This window comes from Acidovorax sp. JHL-3 (genome assembly GCF_000526295.1).
Classification (GTDB): domain Bacteria; phylum Pseudomonadota; class Gammaproteobacteria; order Burkholderiales; family Burkholderiaceae_C; genus Acidovorax; species Acidovorax defluvii.
In genome coordinates this window covers 1,227,356-1,249,888 of record NZ_JAFU01000001.1, presented here as the reverse complement: position 1 = coordinate 1,249,888, position 22,533 = coordinate 1,227,356, and the positions used below count along the sequence as shown (strand labels likewise).

Here is a 22,533-nt window from a genome sequence, read left to right as displayed (position 1 = left end):
TCGTTTTGCATCAGGCCCTTGGGACTGCGGCGCTCACTTTTTGCACGTCGCCATGCCTTTGTCCCTGCCCTCTTTTTCTATTGCCTCCTCGCGCCAGCAACGCTGGCTTCGCCTCGCAGTGGGCGCACTGGCGGCCTTGATCGTGATTTGGCTGGTCAGCTGGCTGGCTATTGCGCATTTGGCGAAAGGCCCGCTGGAGCGCATCGCCAGTGAACAGCTGGGCCGACCGGTGACCGTGGGGGCGATCGAGTTCACGCCCTGGACGCTGGAATTGACCCTGCGCGACATCGCCATTGGCGGCGCCCAGGGCGGCCCCCCGCAGCTTCAGATTGCACGCATCTATGCCGATGCCGAGCTGCAGTCGCTGGTGCGCCTGGCGCCGGTGGTGGATGCCCTCGCGATCGACGCCCCCCATCTGCGGCTCACGCACCTCTCGGACGGCCACTACGACGTGGACGACATCCTCGCCCGGCTCACCGCCCCCAGCGACAAACCGGCCAGCGGCCCCGCACGGCTGGCGCTTTACAACCTGGCGCTAACGGACGGCACCATCGAATTCAACGACCACAGGGTCGACGCACTCCACACCGTGCGCCAGCTGGCCCTCAAAGTGCCTTTCATCAGCACCCTGCCCTCGCAACGCGAGATCAAGGTGGAGCCGCACCTGTCGTTTGTCGTCGGCGACAGCCGGTTTGACTCGTCGGTGCAGGGCACGCCGTTTGCGCAAACCGGCAAGGGCGACGCCACGGTGAAGTGGGAAGGGCTTGATCTGGCGCCTTACCTGCCCTACCTGCCCGCCAGCCTGCCGGTGCGGGTGCAGGGTGCCTTGCTCGACCTGGACCTGAAGGTGGCGTTTGAGCAGGCACCCCGCCTGGCCGTCACACTGAGCGGCACGGCGCAGACGCGCAACGTCAAGATTGCTGACCGCAACAACCAGCCCCTGCTGTCGTACGAGCGCCTCACGGTGGACATGGCCGATGTGCGGCCGCTCGACCAGGTGGTGCGCCTGGCCCGCGTGGAGCTGGCGTCGCCCATCGTGACGGCCGCGCGCAATGCCCAGGGCGCGGTCAACCTCGCGCAACTGGCTACCCCGGCCGCCGCCGCCAAACCGGCAGCGCCGGCACGCACATCACCGGCGGCATCGGCCCCCCAGGCCCCCGCCAGCAGCGCAAACCCACCCGCAGCCACAGCCCCCGCCCCCGGCTGGACCGTGGCGGTGGCGCAGGCCGCCGTGCGCAAGGGCCAGGTGCGCTGGAGCGACCAGAGCACCCGCCCCGCCGCCGCGCTGGAGGCCACCGACCTCACGCTGGATGTGGCCGATGTGGCCTATCCCTTCAAGGCCCCGCTCACCTTCACGGGCGCGCTGGGCGTGCAGGGCAGCACCCTGGCTTTCAAGGGTCAGGCCACCGACCGTGCCGCCGAGGTGCGCCTGACTGCCCAGGCCCTCGCCCTGCAACTGGCCGCGCCCTACCTGGCCCAGACGCTGGAGCCCGTGCTGACCGGCCTGGTCAGCGGCGAGCTGGCCCTGCAGTGGCAAGCCCCTGCTGGCGACGCCGCCAAGGCAGGCGCTACGGGCATCACGCTTGGCGCGGGTCCCCTGGCGCTGGAGCAACTGGCCCTGCAACAGGGCAAGACCGCGCTGGCCAGCGTGGGCAAGCTGGCGCTGGACGGCCTGAAGCTGAACCTGGACACCCGCACCGTGGACATCGAGCGCCTGGGCATCACCCAGCCCAAGGCCACGGTGGAACGCGCCGCCGATGGCCGCTGGCTGGCCGAGCGCTGGCTCAAGTCCGCGCCCGCCGCCAGTCCCTCCAGCGCCACCACAGCGCAAGCCTCCGCACCGCCACCCGCTGCGCCCGCTGCACCCGCATGGCGCGTGCGCCTGGGCGAGTTGGCCGTGGACGAGGGCAGCGTGGCCTTTGCCGACCGCGCCCAGCCCCGCCCCGTGGCACTGAACCTGTCGTCACTGGGCCTGCAGGCGCGCAACCTGGCGCTGGACGGCGGCAAGCCCGAGGCCTTCCAGCTCTCTGCCCGGGTGGCCGCACGCCGCGGCAACGCCGGCTTAGTCGAATCCCGGGGCAACGCCGGCAAGCTCGACTACCGGGGCACGCTGACGCCCCAGCCCTTTGCCACGCAAGGTCGCCTGGAAGCCAGCCGCCTGCCCCTGCACGCCCTGGACGGCTACCTGGCCGACCGGTTCGCCATCGAGTTGCTGCACGCCGAGGCGGGTTTTCGGGGCCAGGTGGCCATGGCCCAAAGCGCGCGCGGCACCACGCTGCGCGTGAGCGGCGATGCCGCCATCGACGAGCTGCGCGCCAACAGCACGGCTGCCGCCACGCCCAAGACCGCAGACCAGGTGGGCGAAGAACTGCTGGCCTGGAAGAGCCTGGGCCTGCGCGGCCTGAGCGTGGCCCTGGCGCCCGACACCGCCCCCCGGGTGGAGGTCAAAGAGACCAGCCTGGCCGACTTCTTTGCGCGCATCACCATCAACGAAAACGGCCGCATCAACCTGAGCGACATTGCCAAAAGCCCCGCCCAGGTCAACAACACGCCCCCGGCCGCCGACACCGCACCAGCCGCCCCCGTGGCGCAAGCGCCAAGCTCGCCCCCCGACACGCCCGCGAACACCGCCAACGCCACGGCATCGGCCAGTACCGCGCTGCCCCCCTCCCCAGCCACCCCGCCCGACCCCCTGGCCCCAGTGGTGGTGTTCGGCCCGGTGAGCCTGGTCAACGGCAAGGTGCTGTTCTCGGACTTTTTCATCAAGCCCAACTACTCGGCCGACCTGACCGAGCTGACCGGCAAGCTCAGCGCGTTCTCGTCCCAACCTGCGGGCAGCGAGCCCGTGCTGGCCGACCTGGAGCTGCGCGGGCGCGCCGAGGGCTCGGCATCGCTGGAGATCACCGGCAAGCTCAATCCGCTGGCCAAGCCGCTGGCGCTCGATATCCAGGGCAAGGTGCGCGACCTCGAACTGCCGCCCCTTACGCCTTATTCCGTCAAATACGCGGGGCACGGCATCGAGCGCGGCAAGCTCAGCATGGATGTCTCTTACAAGGTGCTGCCCAACGGCCAGCTCACGGCGAGCAACAAGCTGGTGCTCAACCAGCTCACGTTCGGCGACCCGGTGGAGGGCGCCCCCAACAGCCTGCCGGTGAAGCTGGCCGTGGCCCTGCTGTCTGACAGCCGTGGCGTGATCGACCTCGATCTGCCCATCAGCGGCTCGCTGAACGACCCGCAATTTCGCATCGGCCCGGTCATCTTCAAGATCATCGTCAATTTGATCGGCAAGGCCATTACCGCCCCGTTCAGCCTACTGGCCCGCGCTTTTGGCGGTGGTGACGAACTGAGCAGCGTGGCCTTTGCCCCAGGCAGTGCCGCCCTCACGCCCGAGGCCCGGCAGGGCCTGGACAAGGTGGCCAAGGCGCTGACCGAACGGCCCGCGCTCAAGATCACCGTCACCGGCACGGCCAGCCTGGAGCGCGAACGCGACGCCATCCAGCGCGAGCGCCTGCAAGCGCTGGTGCACGCCGCAAAACGCCGCGCGGCCCCCGCCGACACCACCCCCGTGCAGGCCGCCGAATACCCGGCGCTGCTCAAAGAGGTGTACCGCCGCGCCGACATGCCCAAGCCGCGCAACCTGGTGGGCATGGCCAAAGACCTGCCAGTGCCCGAGATGGAAGCCCTGCTGCTGGCCCACCTGCCCGCCGCCACCGAAGACGAGGCCACCGAGCTGGCCACACAGCGCGGCCAGGCCGTCAAGGCTTATCTGGCCGAGCAAAAGCTGCCCGAGGAGCGCCTGTTCATCGCCGCACCCAAGGCCGCCAAGCCCGACGAAAAATGGACGCCCCAGGCCCAACTGAACCTGGCAACACAATAAGGCAGGCCGCGGGCTCCAGGCAGGGCGCTCCGGCGCGCCCGGCCGGGGCGCCGGAACCAACCGCTGCGCCGAGCGCTCACACCCTCTAACCATGCCCCAACGCCTGCTCCCCCGTCTCTTTTTAGCTCTGCTTTTTATAGCTGTTAGCGCTTTATCCACGGGCGCCAACGCCCAATTTGGCCAAAAATCCAGCGCCGCAGCCGGCAGCGTGGTCACCACACCCTATGTGCGCGCCGAGCTGCTGGCCCATGCGCCTCAGGGCGTGGCGCCCGGCCAGCCGCTGTGGCTGGGCCTGCAAATCACCCACCAGCCCGAGTGGCACACCTACTGGAAGAACCCCGGCGACTCTGGCCTGCCCACCGAACTGGTCTGGACGCTGCCCGCCGGCCTGGACGCTGGCGAAATCGCCTGGCCCCTGCCCCGAAAAATCCCCATCGGCACGCTGGCCAACTATGGCTACGAAGGCACGGTGCTGCTGCCCGTTCCCGTCACCGTGGCCAGCACCTTTGCCCCCGGCCCGCTGACCAAGGACGCCACCATCGAGCTGCGCGCCTCGTGGCTGGTGTGCCGCAAGGAGTGCATCCCCGAAGAGGGCGTGTTCACGCTGCAGCTGCCCATCCAGAGCACCACGGCGCTGCACGGCGGCGCATTCGCGGCCGCCGCCAGGGCGCAGCCGCAACCCGTGCTGGCGGGCACCGGCGGCAGCGGGCCAGAGAGCCAGGCGCAGGTTGCCTCCGACGGCAACACCCTGAACGTCAGCGTGCAGGGGCTTCCCGCGGCGCTGCGCGGCAAGACGCTGGACCTGTTCCCCGAAACCGCCGAGATCATCGACAACGCCGCGCCGTGGCCCCAGGCCTGGAACGGCAGCGTGTGGACGGCCACTGTGCCGCTGTCGCCCCAGCGCAGCGCCAGCCCCAGCCTGATGCCGGTGGTGCTGGCCGAGAAGACCTCCGGGCAAGAAACCGCAGGCCACGCCACCGGCCCCGACACGCGCACCGGCTACCGCGCCGAGCTGAAGGTGCTGGGCACCTGGCCCCAGGGCGCCGCCGTGGCCACCGTATCGCCCGCGCTGGAGGCTGCGCTCAAGGCCAATGCGGCGCAGGCGGGCGGCACCGCCGCCACCAATGCGGCAACGGCAACGCCAGGCGGCGGGGCCTCGTCCCTCACCCTCACGGCTGCGCTGCTGGGTGCCTTGCTGGGGGGCCTCATCCTCAACCTCATGCCCTGCGTGTTCCCGGTGCTGGCCATCAAGGTGGTGGGATTCACCCAGCATGCGCAAAACCGCCGCGCCCACCGCATCAGTGGCATCGCCTACACGGCGGGCGTGGTGCTGTCGTTCATCGCGCTGGGCGCACTCATGCTGGGCCTGCGCGCGGCGGGCGAGGCCATTGGCTGGGGCTTTCAGCTGCAGTCGCCCGCCGTGGTGGCGGGGCTGGCGGCACTGTTCACGCTGATTGCGCTGAATCTGGCTGGGGTGTTCGAGTTCGGGCATTTCCTGCCGTCGTCGGTGGCCAGCCTGCAGGCGCGCCACCCAATGGCCGACAGCTTTTTGACCGGCGTGCTGGCTGTGGCCGTGGCCTCGCCCTGCACGGCGCCGTTCATGGGCGCCTCACTGGGCCTCACGGCCACACTGCCCGCACCGCAGGCGCTGGCCGTGTTTGCGGCGCTGGGCCTGGGCTTGGCGCTGCCGTACCTGGCCGCGAGCTTTGTGCCCGCCGTGGCCCGCGCACTGCCGCGCCCCGGTGCCTGGATGGACACTTTCCGCAAGCTCATGGCCTTTCCCATGCTGGCCACCGTGGTGTGGCTGGTGTGGGTGCTGGGCCAGCAAAGCGGCATTGATGGCGCGGGCGCGCTGCTGATCCTGCTGGTGGGGCTGGCCATGGTGGTGTGGGCGCTGTCGCTGGCGGGCCGTGCCCGCTTGTGGATGGGCTCTGTGTCCATCGCGGCGATGGCGCTGCTGGTCTGGGCCTTTGCACCGCAGGTGACCACCGTTGCGTCCACCGCCGCGCCCGCCACGGCAGCATCCAGCGCCGAAGCCGCTGCAGGCACCGGCTGGCAGCCCTGGGCACCCGGCGCGGCCGAGCAGATCGTGGCCACCGGCCGCCCGGTGTTTGTGGACTTCACGGCCGCCTGGTGCGTGACCTGCCAATACAACAAAAAGACCACGCTGGCCAACGTCGACGTGCTGGCCGACTTGCAAGCCAGGAACGTGGCCCTGCTGCGCGCCGACTGGACGCGGCGCGACCCCGCCATCACGGCGGCTCTCACCGCGCTGGGCCGCAGCGGCGTTCCCGTGTATGTGTTCTACCGCCCCGGCAAGCCGCCGGTGGTGCTGACGGAAGTGCTGAGCGTGGACGAGGTGCGGGCGGTGCTGGCCGACCTGTAGCGGCGCAAGGGGCGGGCAGCGCACATGCGCGGTCATGCTTGCGTACACTGCCACGCATGAGCCGCACCCCCGACACCATCAGCACCTTGCGCGACGTGCTGGGCCGCTGCCGCACCATTGCGGTGGTGGGCCTGTCGCCGCAATGGCACCGCCCCAGCTTCTTTGCCGCCAAGTACATGCAGGCGCATGGCTACCGCATCGTGCCGGTGAACCCGGTGGTGGCGCAGGGCGGCGGCAGCATCCTGGGCGAGATCTGCTTCGCCAGCCTGTCCGACGCGGGGCAGGCCATCGCCCGCCAAGGCGGGCGCATCGACATGGTGGACTGCTTTCGCAAAAGCGAAGACATCCCACCGCTGGCCGAGGATGCCACCGCCATTGGCGCCAGCTGCCTGTGGCTGCAGCTCGGCGTGGTCAATGAAGACGCTGCCCGGCGCGCCGAAGACGCGGGCCTGCAGGTCATACAGAACCGCTGCGTAAAAATTGAACACGCGCGCCTGTTTGGCGGCCTGGGCTGGATGGGCGTGAACACCGGCGTGATCACCGCCAAGCGGCTGCGGCAGCTGCCCTACTGACTGGTTACTCCTGTTTTAATAGCTGCTTACGCTTTATACATAAGCGCTTGCGGCCAATTTGATGCATAAACCGCCATGAGCAACTCTCCCCACCAAGCCGACCATGCCTATGGTTTTGGCACCCGCGCCATCCACGCCGGCGCCCAGCCCGACCCGGTGACCGGCGCGCGCGCCACGCCCATCCACCAGACCACGAGCTTTGTGTTTGACAGCGCCGAGCACGCCAGCAGCCTGTTCAACCTGCAGACTTTCGGCAATGTCTACAGCCGCATCAGCAACCCGACGGTGGCGGTGTTCGAGGAACGCATCGCCAGCCTGGAAAACGGCCGCGCCGCGCTGGCCTGCGCCAGCGGCATGGCCGCACAAATGGCGGCGCTGCTGGCCATTTTGAAAACCGGCGACCACATTGTGGCGGCGAGCACGCTGTATGGCGGCACGGTGGGGCAGCTGGGCGTGGGCTTTGCGCGCCTCGGTATCGAGACGACCTTCGTGGACCCGGCCGACCCAGAGAACTTTGCCCGTGCCATGCGCCCCAACACGCGCGCGGTGTATGGCGAAACCATCGGCAACCCGCTGGTCAACGTGCTTGACATCGCCGCAATTGCCGAGGTAGCGCAGGCCCACGGCGTGCCGCTGGTCATCGACAACACGGTGGCCAGCCCCTACCTGTGCAACCCGCTCGATTTTGGCGCCGACATCGTGGTGCACAGCGCCACCAAGTACATCGGCGGCCACGGCACCACCATGGGCGGCGTGGTGGTGGAAGGCGGCAAGTTTCCGTGGGACAACGGCAAGTTCCCCGAAATGGTGGAGCCAAGCCGCGCGTACCACGGCGTAAAGTTCTACGAGACCTTTGGCGATTTTGGCTACACCATGAAGGCGCGCATGGAGGTCAACCGCACCTTTGGCGGCGTGCTCTCGCCCATGAACGCCTGGCAGTTGCTGCAGGGCGCCGAAACGCTGCACCTGCGCATGCGCGAGCACTGCCGCAACGCGCTGAAGGTGGCGCAGTTTCTGCAGGGCCACCCGCAGGTGCAGTGGGTCAACTACCCGGGCCTGCCCGGCTCGCCGTACCACGCGCTGGCGCACAAGCAGTTCCGCGCGGTGGACGGCCACCCGGGCGCCTCGGGCATCCTGACCTTCGGGGTCAAAAGTGCAAAGGGTGGCGGCGCGGCTGCGGGCGAGAAGTTCATCGACGCGTGCGAGTTTTTGAGCCACCTGGCCAACATCGGTGACGCCAAGACACTGGTGATCCACCCGGCTTCGACCACGCACCGCCAGCTCAACGAAGAAGAACTGGCCCGCGCTGGCGTGAGCGCCGACATGGTGCGCCTGAGCGTGGGCATTGAAGACGTGGACGACATCCTGTGGGACATCGACCAGGCACTGGGGCGGGCCACGGCCTAGGAACCTGGGGGCTGTCAATACTCCTGCGGCGGCATGCGCTGGGCTGCCACGCGGCAGCGCTGCCAGCGGCGCCCGCGCTGCACGGCCGGCGCCAGCCACAGGATGTGCACGGCCACATAACCCAGCGCTGCCAGCAGCAGCCCCAGCGTGGGCAACCCCACCAGCAGCGGGGTGCCCAGGGCCTGCATCCATGCGGCCAGCGCCTGCACTGAAAACGCGCCGTCGGGTGCCACGCTGCCCCAGGCGGGCATGACCTGTTCTCCGGGCATCACCAGCGCGCCCAGGTAAAAGGCCAGCGCATACAGCGGCACGATCGTCAGGGGGTTGGTATAGAACGTGGTCATGCCGCCCGCCACCACATTGCCGCGCATCCAGGCGCAGGCCAGCAGGGTGCCAGGCAACTGCAGCGGGCCGGGAATGAGCCCGCAGAACATGCCCGCCGCTACACCCCGGGCCAGCGGCTGGCGCTGAAAACGGAACAGCGCGCGCTGCTCCAGCCAGGGCTGCAGGCGCAGCAGCCAGGGCCGGTCCATGTGACCCCGCACGCGGGGCTCCAGCCCCCGCAACCAGCGGCGCAAGCGGCACAGCATCTGCATGGCGGCGAACACTTAGAAGGTGTGAATGAATCCGGCGTGGCCGAGCAGGCCGCCAAAACGCGGCCTGTCGAGGCGCAAAGCGCAGCCATAGCTCGGGCTATGGCGAGCATTTGCGACGACGAGGGGGTGCGTTTTGGCGGGATGAGCGGGCATGGTGGGTTCGTTCACGCCTTCTCAACCCTTGGGGGGCAGGGCCGGCGAGCCTTGGCTCGACGCCCGCAGCGACAGCACGATGGAGCCGGCAATCAGCGAGGCCGTGACCAGCAGGGCATAGCCAATCGGGATCTTCACCAGGTCGATGAGCAGCATCTTGCCGCCGATGAACACCAGCACCAGGGCCAGGCCATAGGCCAGCAGGTGAAAGCGGTTGGCCAGGTCGGCCAGCAGGAAGTACAGCGCGCGCAGGCCCAGGATGGCGAAGATGTTGGCCGTGAGCACGATGAACGGGTCGCTGGTGATGGCAAAGATGGCGGGGATGCTGTCCACCGCAAAGATGATGTCGGTGGTGCCGATCAGCACCAGCACCACGAACAGCGGGGTGTAGTGCTTGACGCCGTCGATCATGGTGCTGAGCTTTTCGCCGTCAAACCGGTCGGTGATGCGCATGCGCTTTTTCAGCAGGGTGAGCACCGGATTGGTGGCAATGTCGGGCTCCTGCCCTGCGGCAAACCACATTTTCGCGCCGGTAAACACCAGAAATGCGCCAAATACATACAAAAGCCAGTGGAAGGTGGCCAACAGCCAGGCGCCCACCAGAATCAGCAGCGTGCGCAGCACGATGGCGCCGATGATGCCGATGATGAGCGCGCGCTTCTGGTATTGCGGCGGCACGGCAAAGTAGCTGAACAGCATCAGAAACACGAAGATGTTGTCGATCGACAGGCTTTTTTCCACCAGATAGCCGGTGATGAACTGCATTGACACCGTGTTGGCCACCTCACGGCCCTGGCTGCCGTCCAGATACCACCACAGGATGGCCACAAACACAAAGGCCAGCGAGAACCACAAAAGACTCCAGCGCACGGCCTCTTTCATCGTGACCTTGTGCGCGCCCTGGCGCTCCATCACCAACAGGTCGATGGCAATGGCCACCACCACAAAGACGGCAAATCCCGCCCACATCCACCAGGTTCCTATCGTTTCCATGCTTTTTCTCCGAAAGGGAATTTGTTTTGCCCACCGCTCGCCTCGGGCACAGGGCTGCACTGTAGGGGCGGCATCGATTCTTAAAAACCTGTCATATTGGTAGCATTGGTTCGGTTTTTACGAACCCCACCGCTTCACCCACCGAAAGCCCCCCATGAGCCAAAGCTTCAATTACCGCCATCTTTTCTACTTCTGGGTGGTGGCCAAGGAAGGCGGCATTGCCCGCGCCGCCGAGCGGCTGGACATGGCCGTGCAGACCATCAGCGCCCAGGTGCGCGAGCTGGAAAAATCGCTGGGCGTAAGCCTGCTGCGCACCGAAGGCCGCAACCTGGTGCTGACCGACGCCGGCGTGGCGGCGCTGCACGAGGCCGACCACATCTTTGCGCTGGGTGAGCTGCTGCCCGTGCGCGTGCGCGAGGCCGCCAGCGGCCAGACGCTGCGGCTGAACCTGGGCATCTCTGACGGCATTGCCAAGCTGGCCGTGCACCGGCTGCTGACGCCCGTGCTGGACGAGCCCCACCTGCGGCTGCTGTGCCATGAGGGCGAATTTCAGCCGCTTTTGGGCGAGCTGGCACTGCACAAGCTCGACGCCGTGCTGGCCGACCGCGCGGCGCCCCCCAACCCCGCCCTGCGCACCACCAGCCAGCTGCTGGGAAGCAGCGCCATCGCCTGGTATGCCCCGCCGCTATGGGCCGAGGCAGCGGCCAACGGCTTTCCGCACAGCCTGGCCGTGGTGCCGGTGCTGCTGCCCACCGACCACGCCGCCATGCGCGCGCGCATCGACCACTGGCTGGAGCGCGAGCGCATCCGCCCGCGGATTGCCGGCGAGTTTGAAGACAGCGCCCTCTTGAGCACCTTTGCCGCCACCGGCATGGGCGTGATGCCCGCGCCGGTATCGCTGGGCGAGCACCTGGCGCAAACCCACGGACTGGTGCAGGTGGGCAGCACGCCCGAGGTGCAGGAGCAGTTTCACCTGATCTACAGCGCACGCAAGGTCATGCACCCGCTGCTGACAAGGCTGCTGGAGGCAGGCAAGATCGGAACGCTATTAAATCAATAGCTTATAGCGCTTATCCATCAATGGCCAGAAGCCAAAAACACCCAAACTTCGAACCACAACCCGCTGGATGTACAGCGTTTGCGGCCCATCCCCGCGAGCAGGCCGACGCAACAGGAGGACCGCTTCTTCCAGACCGAAACCCGGGCCAGTGGCCTGCGCCAGCGCGCCCTGCGACAATTGCGGGCATGAGCACCACCTTCGCCCCCCTCACCAACGACACCTTTTTGCGCGCCTGCCGCCGCCAAGCCACCGACTACACCCCCCTGTGGCTGATGCGCCAGGCGGGCCGCTATTTGCCTGAATACAAGGCCACGCGTGCCCAGGCGGGTAGCTTCATGGGTCTGGCCACCAATGTGGACTACGCCACCGAAGTGACCCTGCAGCCGCTGGAGCGTTTCCCGCTCGACGCGGCCATTCTGTTCAGCGACATCCTCACCGTGCCCGACGCCATGGGCCTGGGCCTGACGTTTGCCGAGGGCGAGGGCCCACGCTTTGCCCAATCGATCCGCACCGAGGCCGACGTGGCCCAACTGGCCGTGCCCGACATGGACAAGCTGCGCTACGTGTTTGACGCCGTCACCAGCATCCGCAAGGCCTTGAATGGCCGCGTGCCGCTCATCGGTTTCTCGGGCAGCCCCTGGACGCTGGCCTGCTACATGGTCGAGGGCAAGGGCTCGGACGACTACCGCCTTGTCAAGACGCTGATGTACAGCCGCCCCGACCTGATGCACCGCATCCTGGCCGTGAACGCCGACGCCGTGGCGCAGTACCTGAACGCCCAGATCGACGCGGGCGCCCAGGCCGTGATGATTTTTGACAGCTGGGGCGGCGTGCTGGCCGACGGCGCATTCCAGGAATTCAGCCTGGCCTACACCCGCCGCGTGCTCGCGCAGCTCAAGCGCACCGGCGTGGACGGCCAGGACGTGCCGCGCATCGTCTTCACCAAGGGCGGCGGCATCTGGCTCGAAGACATGAAGGACATCGACTGCGAGGTGCTGGGCCTGGACTGGACGGCCAGCCTGGGCAAGGCGCGCGCCATTGTCGGCGGCCAGGTGGGCGGCCCCGGCAAGGCGCTGCAAGGCAACATCGACCCCAATGTGCTGTTTGCCCCGCCCGCGCAGATCGTGACCCAGGTGCATGCCGTGCTCGACAGCTTCGGCAAGCCGCACACCGACAAGTCCACCACCGGCCCCACGCATATCTTCAACCTGGGCCACGGCATCAGCCAGTTCACGCCGCCCGAGCATGTGGCGGCGCTGGTCGAGGCAGTGCATGGCTACTCACGGGCGCAGCGCCAGCGGTGAACACGGGGGCAACCGCCCCGTGCACCAGCCGGGGGCGCCCCGGCCCTGGTTATGCACAAACCGGGCGCAGCGGCCGCCTCCCCGCCCTGCCCCGTGCGCCCCGTCGAAACGATCTTTGACAGCTCGCAAAGTTTGATCTAAGTGATTGATTCCAAACGAGTTAATTGCATTGCCTATTTTCTGGGCAATCTAGCCAGAGCACGTAATTTCAAGGGCTTGCAAGCCAAATCCAGGGGATATCAACAAAGTTATCCACAGAAATTCTGAATTTCCTGCAAATACTTTGTGAAATCAAGGACTTGGAGCCCAAAGTGAACCAGTTTTTGAAGATCCCCGCCAACGGCTAGCACAAAACGGGGGCGTTTTCCCCTCTTGACGTACCCCGGCTGTACGACTTATGCACACAAATGGTGGTGCGGCGCAGCAAAATGGCGGGTGAACGCGCTACCACAAAAATTTCGCAAAAATTTCTTCAGATGATTGATTCATAAGGATTTTTTGCCGGTGCCATTTTTCCGGGCAATCTGTTGCAAGCCAGTATTCATGCGGCCTGGCAGCGCATCCCGGCAGGATGTCAACAAAGTTATCCACAGAAATCCGGGATTACTCCCCAATGCCTGCCAGATCAAGCACTTAGCCGCCACATCCCCGCACCACATCAACAAGCGGTTGTAACTCTTGCCTGTCCATCCCTCCATCGTCCACGTGGCACTGCACACCCCATCGCACAGCGGCGTGGGCGACCTGCTGAGCTACGCCAGTGAGCGCCCGCTTGCGCCCGGCACGCTGGTGCGCGTGCCGCTGGGCAGCCGCGAGGTGCTGGGCGTGGTGTGGGATGCCGACCAGGCCACCGGCGAGTTGCCCGACGGCGCCACCCTGCGCGCCATTGCTGGCGTGCTCGATGGCGTGGCCCCGCTCGACCTGTCCTGGCGCCGCCTCGTGGCGTTTGCGGCGCGCTACTACCAGCGCGCGCTGGGCGAGGTGGCCCTGGCCGCCCTGCCCCCGCAGCTGCGCGACCTGAACCCCGAGCAGCTGGCCCGGCGCCTGCGCCGCCCGGCCACGCCGGCAGGCGACACGTCAGACACTATTGAAAACATAGCACTTACCGCAGAGCAGGAGAGCGCCAGAGCCCGAATTGCTGCCGAAAAAGGCCCCTTCCTGCTGTTTGGCAGCACCGGCAGCGGCAAGACCGAGGTGTACCTGCGCTGCGTGCAGGAAATGCTGGAGGCCGACAAGGGCGATGGATTTCCGGCCCAGGCGCTGGTGATGGTGCCCGAGATCAACCTCACGCCGCAGCTCGAAGAGCGCTTTGTGGGCCGCTTTGCCCCCCGCTTTGGTGCGGGCGCCGTGGTGTCGCTGCACAGCGGCATGACCAACCCGCAGCGCCTGAAAAGCTGGCTGGCCGCCCACAGCGGCAGCGCGCGCATTGTGCTGGGCACGCGCATGGCGGTGTTTGCCAGCCTGCCGGGGCTGAAACTCATCGTGGTAGACGAAGAGCACGACCCCAGCTACAAGCAGCAGGAAGGCGCCCGCTACTCGGCGCGCGACCTGGCCATCTGGCGCGGGCGCGAGCAGAGCGCCAAGGTGCTGCTGGGCTCGGCCACGCCGTCGCTGGAAAGCTGGCACGCCAGCCGCCCGCCCACGCCCGAAGACCCCGAGGGCGGGCGCTACGTGCGCCTGCACATGCCCAGCCGAATCGGTGCCGGCGCCCTGGCCCGCGTGCGGCGGGTGGACATGAACCAGCAGCCCCGTCGCACCGTGTTCAGCGCGCCGCTGCTGCAGGCCATCACCGAGCGCGTGGCGCGTGGCGAGCAAAGCATGATCTTGCTGAACCGCCGCGGCTATGCCCCCGTGCTGCACTGCGTGGACTGCGGCTGGAAAAGCGACTGCCCCCACTGCAGCGCGCACCAGGTCTTTCACAAGACCGACCGCACCCTGCGCTGCCACCACTGCGGGTTCGCGGTGCGCGTGCCCCACCACTGCCCCAGCTGCGGCAGCCCCGACATCCACCCCATGGGCCGGGGCACCGAGCAGCTCGAAGAGCAACTGGGCGCCCTGCTGCGCAACGTGCAGCGGCCCGATGGCGACCCTGCCCGCATCGCCCGCATCGACGCCGACACCACCAAGGCCAAGGGCGCGCTGGAGGCGCAGCTGGCGCAGGTGCATTCGGGCGAGGTGGATGTGCTGGTGGGCACGCAGATGATTGCCAAGGGTCACGACTTTCGGCGCATCACGCTGGTGGCCGCCGTGCAGCCCGACGGCGCCCTGTTCAGCAGCGACTTTCGTGCGCCTGAGCGGCTGTTTGCGTTGCTCATGCAGGCTGCGGGCCGCGCCGGGCGCGACGCCGCCTACATGGCCGCGCAGGGCACGCAGTGCGAAATGTGGGTGCAGAGCTTTCACCCCCAGCACGCCGTGTTTGAGGCGCTGCGCACGCACGACTACCCCGCCTTTGCCACCCAGCAATTGAAGGAACGCGAAGAGGCCGCCATGCCCCCGTTCTCATACCAGGCGCTGGTACGGGCCGACGCCCGCACGCAGGAGGTGGCCCAGGGATTCCTGTCGGCCGCCACCGCCGCAGCCCATGCGACGGGCCTGCCGGGGCTCGACCTGGTGACCCTGTTCCCGCCCGTGCCCCTCACCATCCAGCGCGTGGCCAATGTAGAACGCGCCCAGATGCTCATGGAAAGTCCCAGCCGCGCTGCGCTGCAGCGCTTTCTGGCCGCCTGGCAGCCCGTGCTGCAAACCACCCGCAGCCAGCCCGAGCACAAGGGCCTGATCCGCTGGCTGGTGGATGTGGACCCGCTGGCGATTTGAGGTGTTTTTTGGCCCTTGCGCTTGCTGGACAAGCGCTAGGGATGACCTGCATAACCCTCGCGCGTCGGTGGTAGTGCGGATCGGGATGGGCCGCAAGGCGTCTTTTTGCAGCCAATAGCTCGGCTATTGGCAAGAAAAGCAACGCAGTGGACCGCCCGAGGCCGCGCTGCCACAGACCGCAGGGAGTTATGCAGATCATCCCTCGAAGCTATCGAAATGGATGCAGCCCAGAGAGCCGAAGCGGCACCTCGGTACGCCGTGGATGCGCACGCACGATCTGCCGCTGCAGCGCAGCGTGCCAACCTACAAGTGGAAGTCGCCCGCGGCTTCCGGCTGGTAAAGCACTTTTTCAATCCGGATGTGGCAGGTCCGGTCCGGAATCCGCCAGCTGAAGGCATCGCCCGCCTTGTAGCCCAGGATCGCGGTGCCGATGCCGGAGCAAACCGACAGTTTCCCGGCACGGTCGTCCGCGTCCTCCGGGTACACCAGCGCCACTTCCAGTTCCTCGTCGTCCACCTGCAGCAAGGCCCGGGAGTTCATCGTGACAACATCCTCGGCCACGTTCCAGGGATCAACGACGATGGCACGCTCGATCTCGTGCTCCAGCTCAAAAACCTCCGAGCCGCGGTCAAGCTCGACCAGGCTCCTGAGCCGGGCCTTGTCAATCTCGGTGATGTAGATGTCGGCGGCGTGCACCGCAGGGCTTTCGCGCAAGAGCCGGAGATAGCGCTCCGAGCTCATGGAAAGCGACTTCATCGCAGGCGTTTCGCTTTCCAGCAAAAAGCCGCTGTGCAGGAAGGCCTTCAGCGAGCGCGCATTGTCCGGGTGGATCTTGGCGATGAGCTTCTCGGCCCGCATGTCGAAGAAGGCGAGCTTCATGCCTTCGCGGATGGCGCTGGCGCCGAGCTTGCGGCCCCAGTTGTCGCGATTGCCGATGACCAGTACCATTTCGCAGTCCCGTCCCACCTTGACGAGGCGCACAAAGCCCACCGGCACGTCCTGCCCGTCGTAGGCCATGAAGAACCGGCCGCCCTGGTTGAAAAGATGGGTGAGGATCGGCAACTGGACGCGCCCGATGACCTGCTCGATGAACCGGGAGACATGGCGCGAATCGCTCAGGTAGCGGGTGACGTCCTCGTCTTCCAGCCAGTCCATCAGGGTCAGCGCGTTGGCCCGGGTGATCTCGGGGCACAGAGCAATAAAAGGCTTGTTCATCTTCACCACCTTTGGTTTCAAGAATGAAAGCCTTTCAGGGCCACGGCCGTGACGGTTCTTTCGGTTAACGTTTCATTTTAAAGCGGTACGCGGGTGCAGGCGTTCGACGCATTGCAAAAACCCCTGCGTTGCGTGCGACGTATGGGCCAGCGCTGAAGCGCCCGAGTTCACCGCGAAACGATCGCTTGCGCCATGTGAGCGAGCGGCCGCAACGGCTCGGCGCCCGCCATTCGAGGCAATTCGCCGGTGTCCGCTCGCAACGGGTGGCCTGTACCAACCGGGCCGGGCCGCGCAGCCAGACGATGAGTGCGCTGGCCATTTAGCGGTGGCATTTTCTGGCAGACCGTCATAGAGTGACCCAATGCACGTCCCTCCCTGCCACGTCACCCACCTTGTCTATCGGCTTGGCACGGGTGGCATGGAAAACGTGGTGGTGCAACTCATTCGGCACCTGCCGCGCACATCGTTTCGGCACACCGTCATCGCACTCAGTGACATCGACCCCGAGTTTGCCCGGCGTCTTGATGGAACAGATGTGGAGCTCATCGCGCTCAACAAGCCGCCGGGGCAGCCCTATGCCCTGTACCCCAAGGTCTATCGACTGTTGCGTCGCCTGCGGCCCGACGTGCTCCACAGCTGCAACCTGGGGGCGCTGGAGTTCGTGCCCGTGGCGGCACTCGCGCGGGTTCCGCTGCGTGTGCATGTCGAGCACGGACTGGACTTGCATGAAATCAATGGCAAATCGACCCGCTACCGCCTGCTCAGAAGGCTTTATCGCCCCTTTGTAAGCCAATACGTGGCGGTGTCAGTGGACCAGGCGCGCCAGTGTGCGCAGATTGGAGCGGCCGCCGAGCGCGTGCACCTGATCCCCAACGGCGTGGACACGCGTGTGTTTCGTCCGCGCACCAGCGACGACGCCTTGCCGGTGGGTTTTCCGTTCCAGCGCGAACGGCACTGGGTCATTGGCACGGTGGGGCGCCAGGCGGACATCAAGAACCCCTTGCTGCTGGTGGACGCCTTTGTCCACCTGGTGCGTTCGGGCGCTCCCGGCACAGAACGCCTGCGGCTGGCCATGGTGGGTGACGGGCCATTGCACAGCGAGATGGCACTGCGGCTGCACAACGAAGGGTTGAGCGATCGCGCCTGGCTGCCGGGCGCGCGTTCGGACATTGCAGACATCCTGCGATCGTTCGACTGCTTCGTCCTCCCGTCCCTTTCAGAAGCGACGTCGTGCGCCCTCCAGGAGGCCATGGCCACGGGCCTGACCATCGTGGCCTCCAACGTTGGCGGCAACGCGGACGTGCTGGACCAGGGCCGGTGCGGCAGCCTGGTGCCCTCGGGCGACGCCACCGCGCTGGCGACCGAACTGCTGCGGCTCAGCCAATCGGGCCGGCCGAACGCCCAGGCGCAAGAAGCGCTCATCTCGGTGCAGCGCCGCTACAGCCTTGAGACAGTGATCCAGCGCTATGGCGACCTCTTCCTGAGCGCGGCAACCCATGGCCCCCTTGAAATAGCGGCACAGCAGCCGGCGCCCCCGCAAGACACCATGCATTGATCCCCGTGCAAAGAAGCGGATTCACCACCGGTCTCATCCCTCTTTGCGTCCGAACGACGTCACTTTTTACCGCCATGAAAATACTTACGTTCTCTACCCTGTACCCCAATGCCGTCAAACAGCATCACGGCATCTTCACGGAAACCGCGCTGAAGAAGGTCATGGAGACGGGCAAGATCGAAACGGTGGTGGTGGCGCCGGTGCCATGGTTTCCGTTCACGCACAAGATGTTCGGCGACTATGCGGGCTTTGCGAAAGTGCCCACAGAGGAAATTCGCAGTGGCGTGCGCGTGCTACACCCCCGGTACTTTCTGCCGCCCAAGATGGGCATGCATGTCGCGCCGTTTCTGATGGCCATGGCTTCCAGGTCCGCGATAGCCAGACTGATGGACGAAGGCTTTCAATTTGACGTCATCGATGCGCATTACTTCTACCCTGACGGGGTGGCAGCAACGCTGCTGGGGCGCTACTTCAACAAACCCGTCGTCATCAGCGCCCTTGGCACAGACATCAACCTGATCCCGAAGTTTTACCTGCCCCGGAAAATGATAGTGTGGGCAGGCAAAAATGCGGCGGCCGTCGTGACGGTCTGTGAGGCCCTGAAGACTGAACTGAAAAAAATTGGCTTGGCACGCGAAGACATCATGCCGCTGCGCAACGGCGTCGATCTGGAATTGTTCAAACCCGTCGACCGGCCCACCACGCGGTCTGCGCTGGGGATCAGCGGCTTTACCTTGCTGTCGGTGGGTTACCTGGTGGCACGAAAAGGGCATCACCGCGCCATTGCCGCGCTCGCGTTGATGCCCGACGTGACCCTCGCCATCGCAGGCGGCGGCCCCGACGAGAACAAGCTCAGAAAACTGGCCACGGATCTCGGTGTTCAGAACCGCGTCAAGTTTCTGGGTGTGCTGTCGCAAAAAGAGCTATGCCGTTACTACGGTGCCTGCGACGCCCTGGTTTTGGCCTCCAGCCGGGAAGGCTGGGCCAACGTGCTCCTGGAGTCGATGGCATGCGGCACCCCGGTGGTCGCCAGCAATATATGGGGAACACCAGAGGTCATTACCTCGCCCGAGGCTGGCGTCTTAATGCCCAGCAATACGCCGACTGGCATTGCCCAGGCGGTGGCGCATCTGCGCAGCAACTACCCTCTGCACACCTCAACGCGGGCTTATGCAGAAAGGTTCAGCTGGTCGGACACCACGGCGGAAAAAGTGCGGATTTACAGCCGCTTGACCCAGCAGCCTGCACCAGCGCATTGAGTTTTATGGCACTTGAACTTGCAACCGCCCTTTTTGGGCATGCAAAAACAAGCCATCAAAAGCAAATCAAGTCTTGCGCAAATGGCCGCGCCGGTTCCCGTTCTGTCGGGCTAACCGCAGCAGTCGCCGCTGGCTCGGTTGGGAGTTGGCGCGCTCGGTGGGGCTCCTGCGGCACCGCTGCAGCACGATGCTGCGCCACGGTTCAATGGCGATGCCGGCGCAAGCATCTGGCTGGCTGCCATCAACCCTGCCTGGATGAACTGCTCCTGCGGGATCGCCTCGTAAGTGCGGCCGCCCACTTCAATCGTGCGGCAATCCGAGTCGCCGCACACAGAGCAGCAACGGCTCATGCCCACCTCGGCGCCCAGCCACTCCTCGATGGGTTTGCCCGCGATCCACACGCGGTTGGACTCGGAGGGATTGGACTTGAACGCAGCTTCGTCGATTTGCTGCATTTCGAGCACGGGCTCGATCCCCAGCGGTCGCAGTGCCGCAGCGAGTTGGGCCGTGGCCGCCTCGAGTTCGCGACCCGTATCCCCGCAACGGGTGCAAGTCTCACCGCCCATCACGAGGCGCCTCCACACAATCTGCATTGGTTTCATGCCACTCTCCTGAAAGTTTCTGACGGGCAACCGTTGTCATGGTCCATCGCGCCGCATGAGTTGGCAAGAGCAGCCAACACCACAGGCATGCGCATTCTTTGGTGCCTTGAACTGCTCGGCCAACCCTTCCATCACATCCGGATTATTCGACACCTCTCGAACTCCCGCCCCCCCCCCCGATCGAACCGGATGGGCATGGCCTTCGGCAAGAACCCAATGCGAGGTTGGCACAGGATTTAATTGAAGTGTTTTTGGCCTCTAACGCTTATGCAATAAGCGCCAACAGCTATTAAAATGAAAGCGCTCAGGTCAGCAACGCCACCGCCCCCGAAAAGCTCAGAAACGCCAGGGCCGTGGACACCAGAATGATGCGTGCGATGCGGCCGTTGTGGGCGCCGAATCGTTCGGCCAGCAGCGAGACATTGCTGGCGCTGGGCAGGGCGGCCAGCAGCACCAGCACCGTCAGCGCAAAGGGCGTGAGCGGCACACCCAGGGCGATGGCCGCCGTACCCACCGACCACACCAGCAGCGGGTGCACCAGCAGTTTGGCCAGGGCAATGGGCACGTAGTCGCGCACCAGCACCTGTTCGTGCTGGTTCATTTGTGAGCGCGCCAGCACGGCACCGATGGTGAACAGCGCCACGGGCGAGGCGGCGTCGGCCAGCATGGCCACGGTTTTTTCCACCGGGCCGGGCTGGGTGAACTGCAACGCCGAGGCCAGCGCCCCCAGCGCAATGGACCAGGGCATGGGATTGGTGGCCATGCCCTTGAAGGCGCTCTTGAGCGCCACGCCCACGCCGTGGGTGCCCGCGCCGTCAAGGCGTGACAACGCAATGCACAGCGAGCTGGTGATGACCATGTCCACCACGATGGTGACGATGGCCGGGCCCGCGCTTTGCGCGCCCAGCAGCGCCACCAAGAGCGGCACGCCCATGAAGCCCGTGTTGGGAAAGGCGGCCACCAGGGCGCCAAAGGCGGCGTCGTTCCAGCCGATGCGCGCATTGCGCGTGAGGGCCACCGCGGCGCCCACCATGACCAGCGCGCACAGCAGGTAGACGCCGGCCACGGCCGGGTCGAGCAGCTGCGCGATGGGGGTGCTGGCGCCAAAGCGGTACAGCATGCACGGCAGCGCGAAATACAGCACGAAGGCGTTGAGCCCGGGAATAGCCGGCTGCGGCAGCACGCCGCGCCGGGCGGCCAGATAGCCGCACAGCACCAGCGCGAAGAAGGGAAAGGTGATGAGGAGGACAGACAGCACGGGAAAGATTGTCGGTGCTGCGCCCGGCGCCGGGACGGTGCGGTCCGGGCCGCGGTCAGCGCAAAGTCAGGCGGGGGTCATCGCACAGGGCGAATGCGCGGCGGATCGCAGGCTTGGGGGGTCTCTTCAGGGGGTGCTTCTAAGGATTGCCTTCCACCGGATAACCAGGCGGAGAGCCGCAGACAGTGCTATTGCACGGCAAGGCTCTTCAACGACGTTAGCCGGCTGGAGGCATTCCTTGGTCACTGCTTGCGCTGGATGATGAGGTTGCGCTTGGCGTCTTCGGGGTAGGCAAAGGTGATGCCGCCGTTTTTGACCATGCCGATGACCAGCATGTTGCGCGTGATGGCGTCCTTGTCTTCCACGCTGAACGGTTTTTCGTAGGTGGACACGACGCCGTAGTAGGTTTTCATCTTGCCTTCGAGCGATTCCTTGATGGCCTTGCCGGCCAGGTTGCCGTCGCGGATGCCCAGAAACGAATACATCAGCAGGTAGGTGGCGTCGTAGGCGTTGGCGGCTGCCATGGGCACGGCCACCTTGCGCTGGTATTTGCGGGTGTAGCTCGACAAAAAGGACGCACGGCGCTCGTTGCTGGGCTCGGCAATGAAGGTCTGCACCATCAGCGCGCCTTCGGCGGCATCCTTGGCTCCATCCAGGAAGAACGGGAACGACAGCGTCCAGGGGCCCACCTGCGGCACCTTCCAGCCCAGGGCCTTCTTGCCATTGGCGATGACGGCGTTTTCCTGGCCCACGGTGTAGCTGTAGATCACTTCGGCGCCTGCGGTGCGCGCGGCGGCGAGTTCGGCCGAGAGGTCTTTCACGCCCAGCGCGAAGCGCGACACATGCACGGGCTTGAGGTTCTTGGCGGCCAGGGCGGCCACCACGTCGTTGTAGCCGCCTTCGCCATAGCCGGTGGTGTCGGCAAAGATGGCGACCTTGTCCCAGCCGCGCTTGACGATGTCCTCGACCATGAACGGGGCCTGCAGCGCATCGCGCCCCGTCACGCGAAAGATGTAGCTCTCGGGGGCGGGGTATTTGGCGGTGACGGCCGTGCCGGTGGCGCAGGGCACGATCAGCGGGGTCTTGGTGTCCTGGAACAGGTCGATGGCCTTCATCGCCACGCCGGTGTTGCAAAAGCCGATGGCGGCAACCACTTTTTCCTTGAGCAGCTCCTGGCTCACCTTGCGCCCCTGGTCCGGGTCGGCCGCGTCGTCCTTGACCACCAGTTCCAGCGGCCGCCCCAGGTAGCCACCCACTGCGTTGATTTCATCCACCGCCAGCTTGATGCCATTGAGCATGGGCACACCAAAATCGGCAGAGGGGCCAGTGAAAGGCCCCACCACACCGATGCGCACGGGCGTGGAGCTGCCGATCTGGGCCTGTGCAGGCAGGCAGGCCGCGCCCAGCAGCAAGCTGCCTACGGCCATTGCGCCCCACGAAGGGCGGCGTGCAACGCACAGGATCGAAAGAAAACGGTGCATG

Annotated in this window: 15 protein-coding genes; 9 read left to right on the top strand and 6 right to left on the bottom strand. The window is 66.1% G+C overall.

What is annotated here, in order from left to right; all coding sequences use genetic code 11:
• Positions 1-52: 52 nt before the first annotated feature.
• From K226_RS0105855 to K226_RS0105840, 4 genes are all read left to right on the top strand, one after another.
• Positions 53-3,877, top strand: a complete 3,825-nt coding sequence (locus K226_RS0105855) for a DUF748 domain-containing protein (RefSeq protein WP_024813917.1) — start codon at positions 53-55, stop codon at positions 3,875-3,877.
• 91 nt (positions 3,878-3,968) lie between these two features.
• Complete coding sequence (locus K226_RS0105850) at positions 3,969-6,263, top strand: protein-disulfide reductase DsbD (protein ID WP_024813916.1); 2,295 nt, start codon at positions 3,969-3,971, stop codon at positions 6,261-6,263.
• Between the two features lie 56 nt (positions 6,264-6,319).
• Complete coding sequence (locus tag K226_RS0105845; RefSeq protein WP_024813915.1) at positions 6,320-6,835, top strand: CoA-binding protein; 516 nt, start codon at positions 6,320-6,322, stop codon at positions 6,833-6,835.
• A gap of 75 nt (positions 6,836-6,910) precedes the next feature.
• The gene (locus K226_RS0105840) at positions 6,911-8,242 is read left to right on the top strand and encodes an O-acetylhomoserine aminocarboxypropyltransferase/cysteine synthase family protein (RefSeq protein ID WP_024813914.1); all 1,332 of its coding nucleotides are present in this window, start codon (positions 6,911-6,913) and stop codon (positions 8,240-8,242) included.
• 14 nt (positions 8,243-8,256) lie between these two features.
• On the opposite strand, the gene K226_RS0105835 is transcribed toward K226_RS0105840, so the two are convergent.
• Together K226_RS0105835 and K226_RS0105830 are read right to left on the bottom strand one after the other, a co-directional pair.
• Positions 8,257-8,850 (bottom strand): DUF2062 domain-containing protein, encoded by a 594-nt coding sequence (locus K226_RS0105835; protein ID WP_238324196.1) that lies wholly within the window; start codon positions 8,848-8,850, stop codon positions 8,257-8,259.
• 162 nt (positions 8,851-9,012) lie between these two features.
• Positions 9,013-9,984 carry a TerC family protein gene (locus K226_RS0105830; protein ID WP_024813912.1) on the bottom strand — a complete coding sequence of 324 codons (972 nt, stop codon included), beginning with the start codon at positions 9,982-9,984 and terminating at the stop codon, positions 9,013-9,015.
• Between the two features lie 154 nt (positions 9,985-10,138).
• On the opposite strand from K226_RS0105830, the gene K226_RS0105825 reads away from it, so the two are divergent.
• The 3 genes from K226_RS0105825 (at position 10,139) to priA (ending at position 15,162) form a co-directional block, all read left to right on the top strand.
• Positions 10,139-11,044, top strand: coding sequence for a LysR family transcriptional regulator (locus tag K226_RS0105825; RefSeq protein ID WP_024813911.1), 906 nt, complete (start codon positions 10,139-10,141; stop codon positions 11,042-11,044).
• Between the two features lie 185 nt (positions 11,045-11,229).
• A complete protein-coding gene (hemE, locus tag K226_RS0105820) occupies positions 11,230-12,348 on the top strand; it encodes a uroporphyrinogen decarboxylase (protein ID WP_024813910.1) in 1,119 nt (372 codons plus the stop codon).
• 705 nt (positions 12,349-13,053) lie between these two features.
• Entirely contained in the window at positions 13,054-15,162 is a 2,109-nt protein-coding gene (priA, locus tag K226_RS0105810; protein WP_369795396.1) for a primosomal protein N', read from the top strand.
• 303 nt (positions 15,163-15,465) lie between these two features.
• Here the strand turns inward: priA and K226_RS0105805 are convergent, their stop codons facing one another.
• A complete protein-coding gene (locus tag K226_RS0105805) occupies positions 15,466-16,377 on the bottom strand; it encodes a bifunctional GNAT family N-acetyltransferase/nucleoside diphosphate kinase regulator (protein WP_024813908.1) in 912 nt (303 codons plus the stop codon).
• Between the two features lie 361 nt (positions 16,378-16,738).
• Here K226_RS0105805 and K226_RS0105800 point away from each other — a divergent pair, with 361 nt between their 5' ends.
• The gene (locus K226_RS0105800; protein ID WP_024813907.1) at positions 16,739-17,932 is read left to right on the top strand and encodes a glycosyltransferase; all 1,194 of its coding nucleotides are present in this window, start codon (positions 16,739-16,741) and stop codon (positions 17,930-17,932) included.
• 74 nt (positions 17,933-18,006) lie between these two features.
• Positions 18,007-19,191, top strand: coding sequence for a glycosyltransferase family 4 protein (locus K226_RS0105795; protein WP_024813906.1), 1,185 nt, complete (start codon positions 18,007-18,009; stop codon positions 19,189-19,191).
• 110 nt (positions 19,192-19,301) lie between these two features.
• On the opposite strand, the gene K226_RS18715 is transcribed toward K226_RS0105795, so the two are convergent.
• The 3 genes from K226_RS18715 to K226_RS0105775 form a co-directional block, all read right to left on the bottom strand.
• Entirely contained in the window at positions 19,302-19,793 is a 492-nt protein-coding gene (locus K226_RS18715; protein WP_024813905.1) for a DUF2703 domain-containing protein, read from the bottom strand.
• 304 nt (positions 19,794-20,097) lie between these two features.
• Positions 20,098-21,051: an AEC family transporter gene (locus K226_RS0105780; RefSeq protein WP_024813904.1), complete on the bottom strand. Its 954-nt coding sequence runs from the start codon at positions 21,049-21,051 to the stop codon at positions 20,098-20,100.
• A gap of 242 nt (positions 21,052-21,293) precedes the next feature.
• On the bottom strand, positions 21,294-22,478 hold the full coding sequence (locus tag K226_RS0105775; protein WP_024813903.1) for an ABC transporter substrate-binding protein: 1,185 nt from the start codon (positions 22,476-22,478) through the stop codon (positions 21,294-21,296).
• Between the last annotated feature and the right edge of the window lie 55 nt (positions 22,479-22,533).

Coding starts and splice junctions, on each gene's coding strand:
- K226_RS0105855 (WP_024813917.1), top strand. CDS start 53: ATGCCTTTGTCCCTGCCCTCTTTTTCTATTGCCTCCTCGCGCCAGCAA.
- K226_RS0105850 (WP_024813916.1), top strand. CDS start 3,969: ATGCCCCAACGCCTGCTCCCCCGTCTCTTTTTAGCTCTGCTTTTTATA.
- K226_RS0105845 (WP_024813915.1), top strand. CDS start 6,320: ATGAGCCGCACCCCCGACACCATCAGCACCTTGCGCGACGTGCTGGGC.
- K226_RS0105840 (WP_024813914.1), top strand. CDS start 6,911: ATGAGCAACTCTCCCCACCAAGCCGACCATGCCTATGGTTTTGGCACC.
- K226_RS0105830 (WP_024813912.1), bottom strand. CDS start 9,984: ATGGAAACGATAGGAACCTGGTGGATGTGGGCGGGATTTGCCGTCTTT.
- K226_RS0105825 (WP_024813911.1), top strand. CDS start 10,139: ATGAGCCAAAGCTTCAATTACCGCCATCTTTTCTACTTCTGGGTGGTG.
- hemE (WP_024813910.1), top strand. CDS start 11,230: ATGAGCACCACCTTCGCCCCCCTCACCAACGACACCTTTTTGCGCGCC.
- K226_RS0105805 (WP_024813908.1), bottom strand. CDS start 16,377: ATGAACAAGCCTTTTATTGCTCTGTGCCCCGAGATCACCCGGGCCAAC.
- K226_RS0105800 (WP_024813907.1), top strand. CDS start 16,739: ATGCACGTCCCTCCCTGCCACGTCACCCACCTTGTCTATCGGCTTGGC.
- K226_RS0105795 (WP_024813906.1), top strand. CDS start 18,007: ATGAAAATACTTACGTTCTCTACCCTGTACCCCAATGCCGTCAAACAG.
- K226_RS18715 (WP_024813905.1), bottom strand. CDS start 19,793: ATGAAACCAATGCAGATTGTGTGGAGGCGCCTCGTGATGGGCGGTGAG.
- K226_RS0105775 (WP_024813903.1), bottom strand. CDS start 22,478: ATGGCCGTAGGCAGCTTGCTGCTGGGCGCGGCCTGCCTGCCTGCACAG.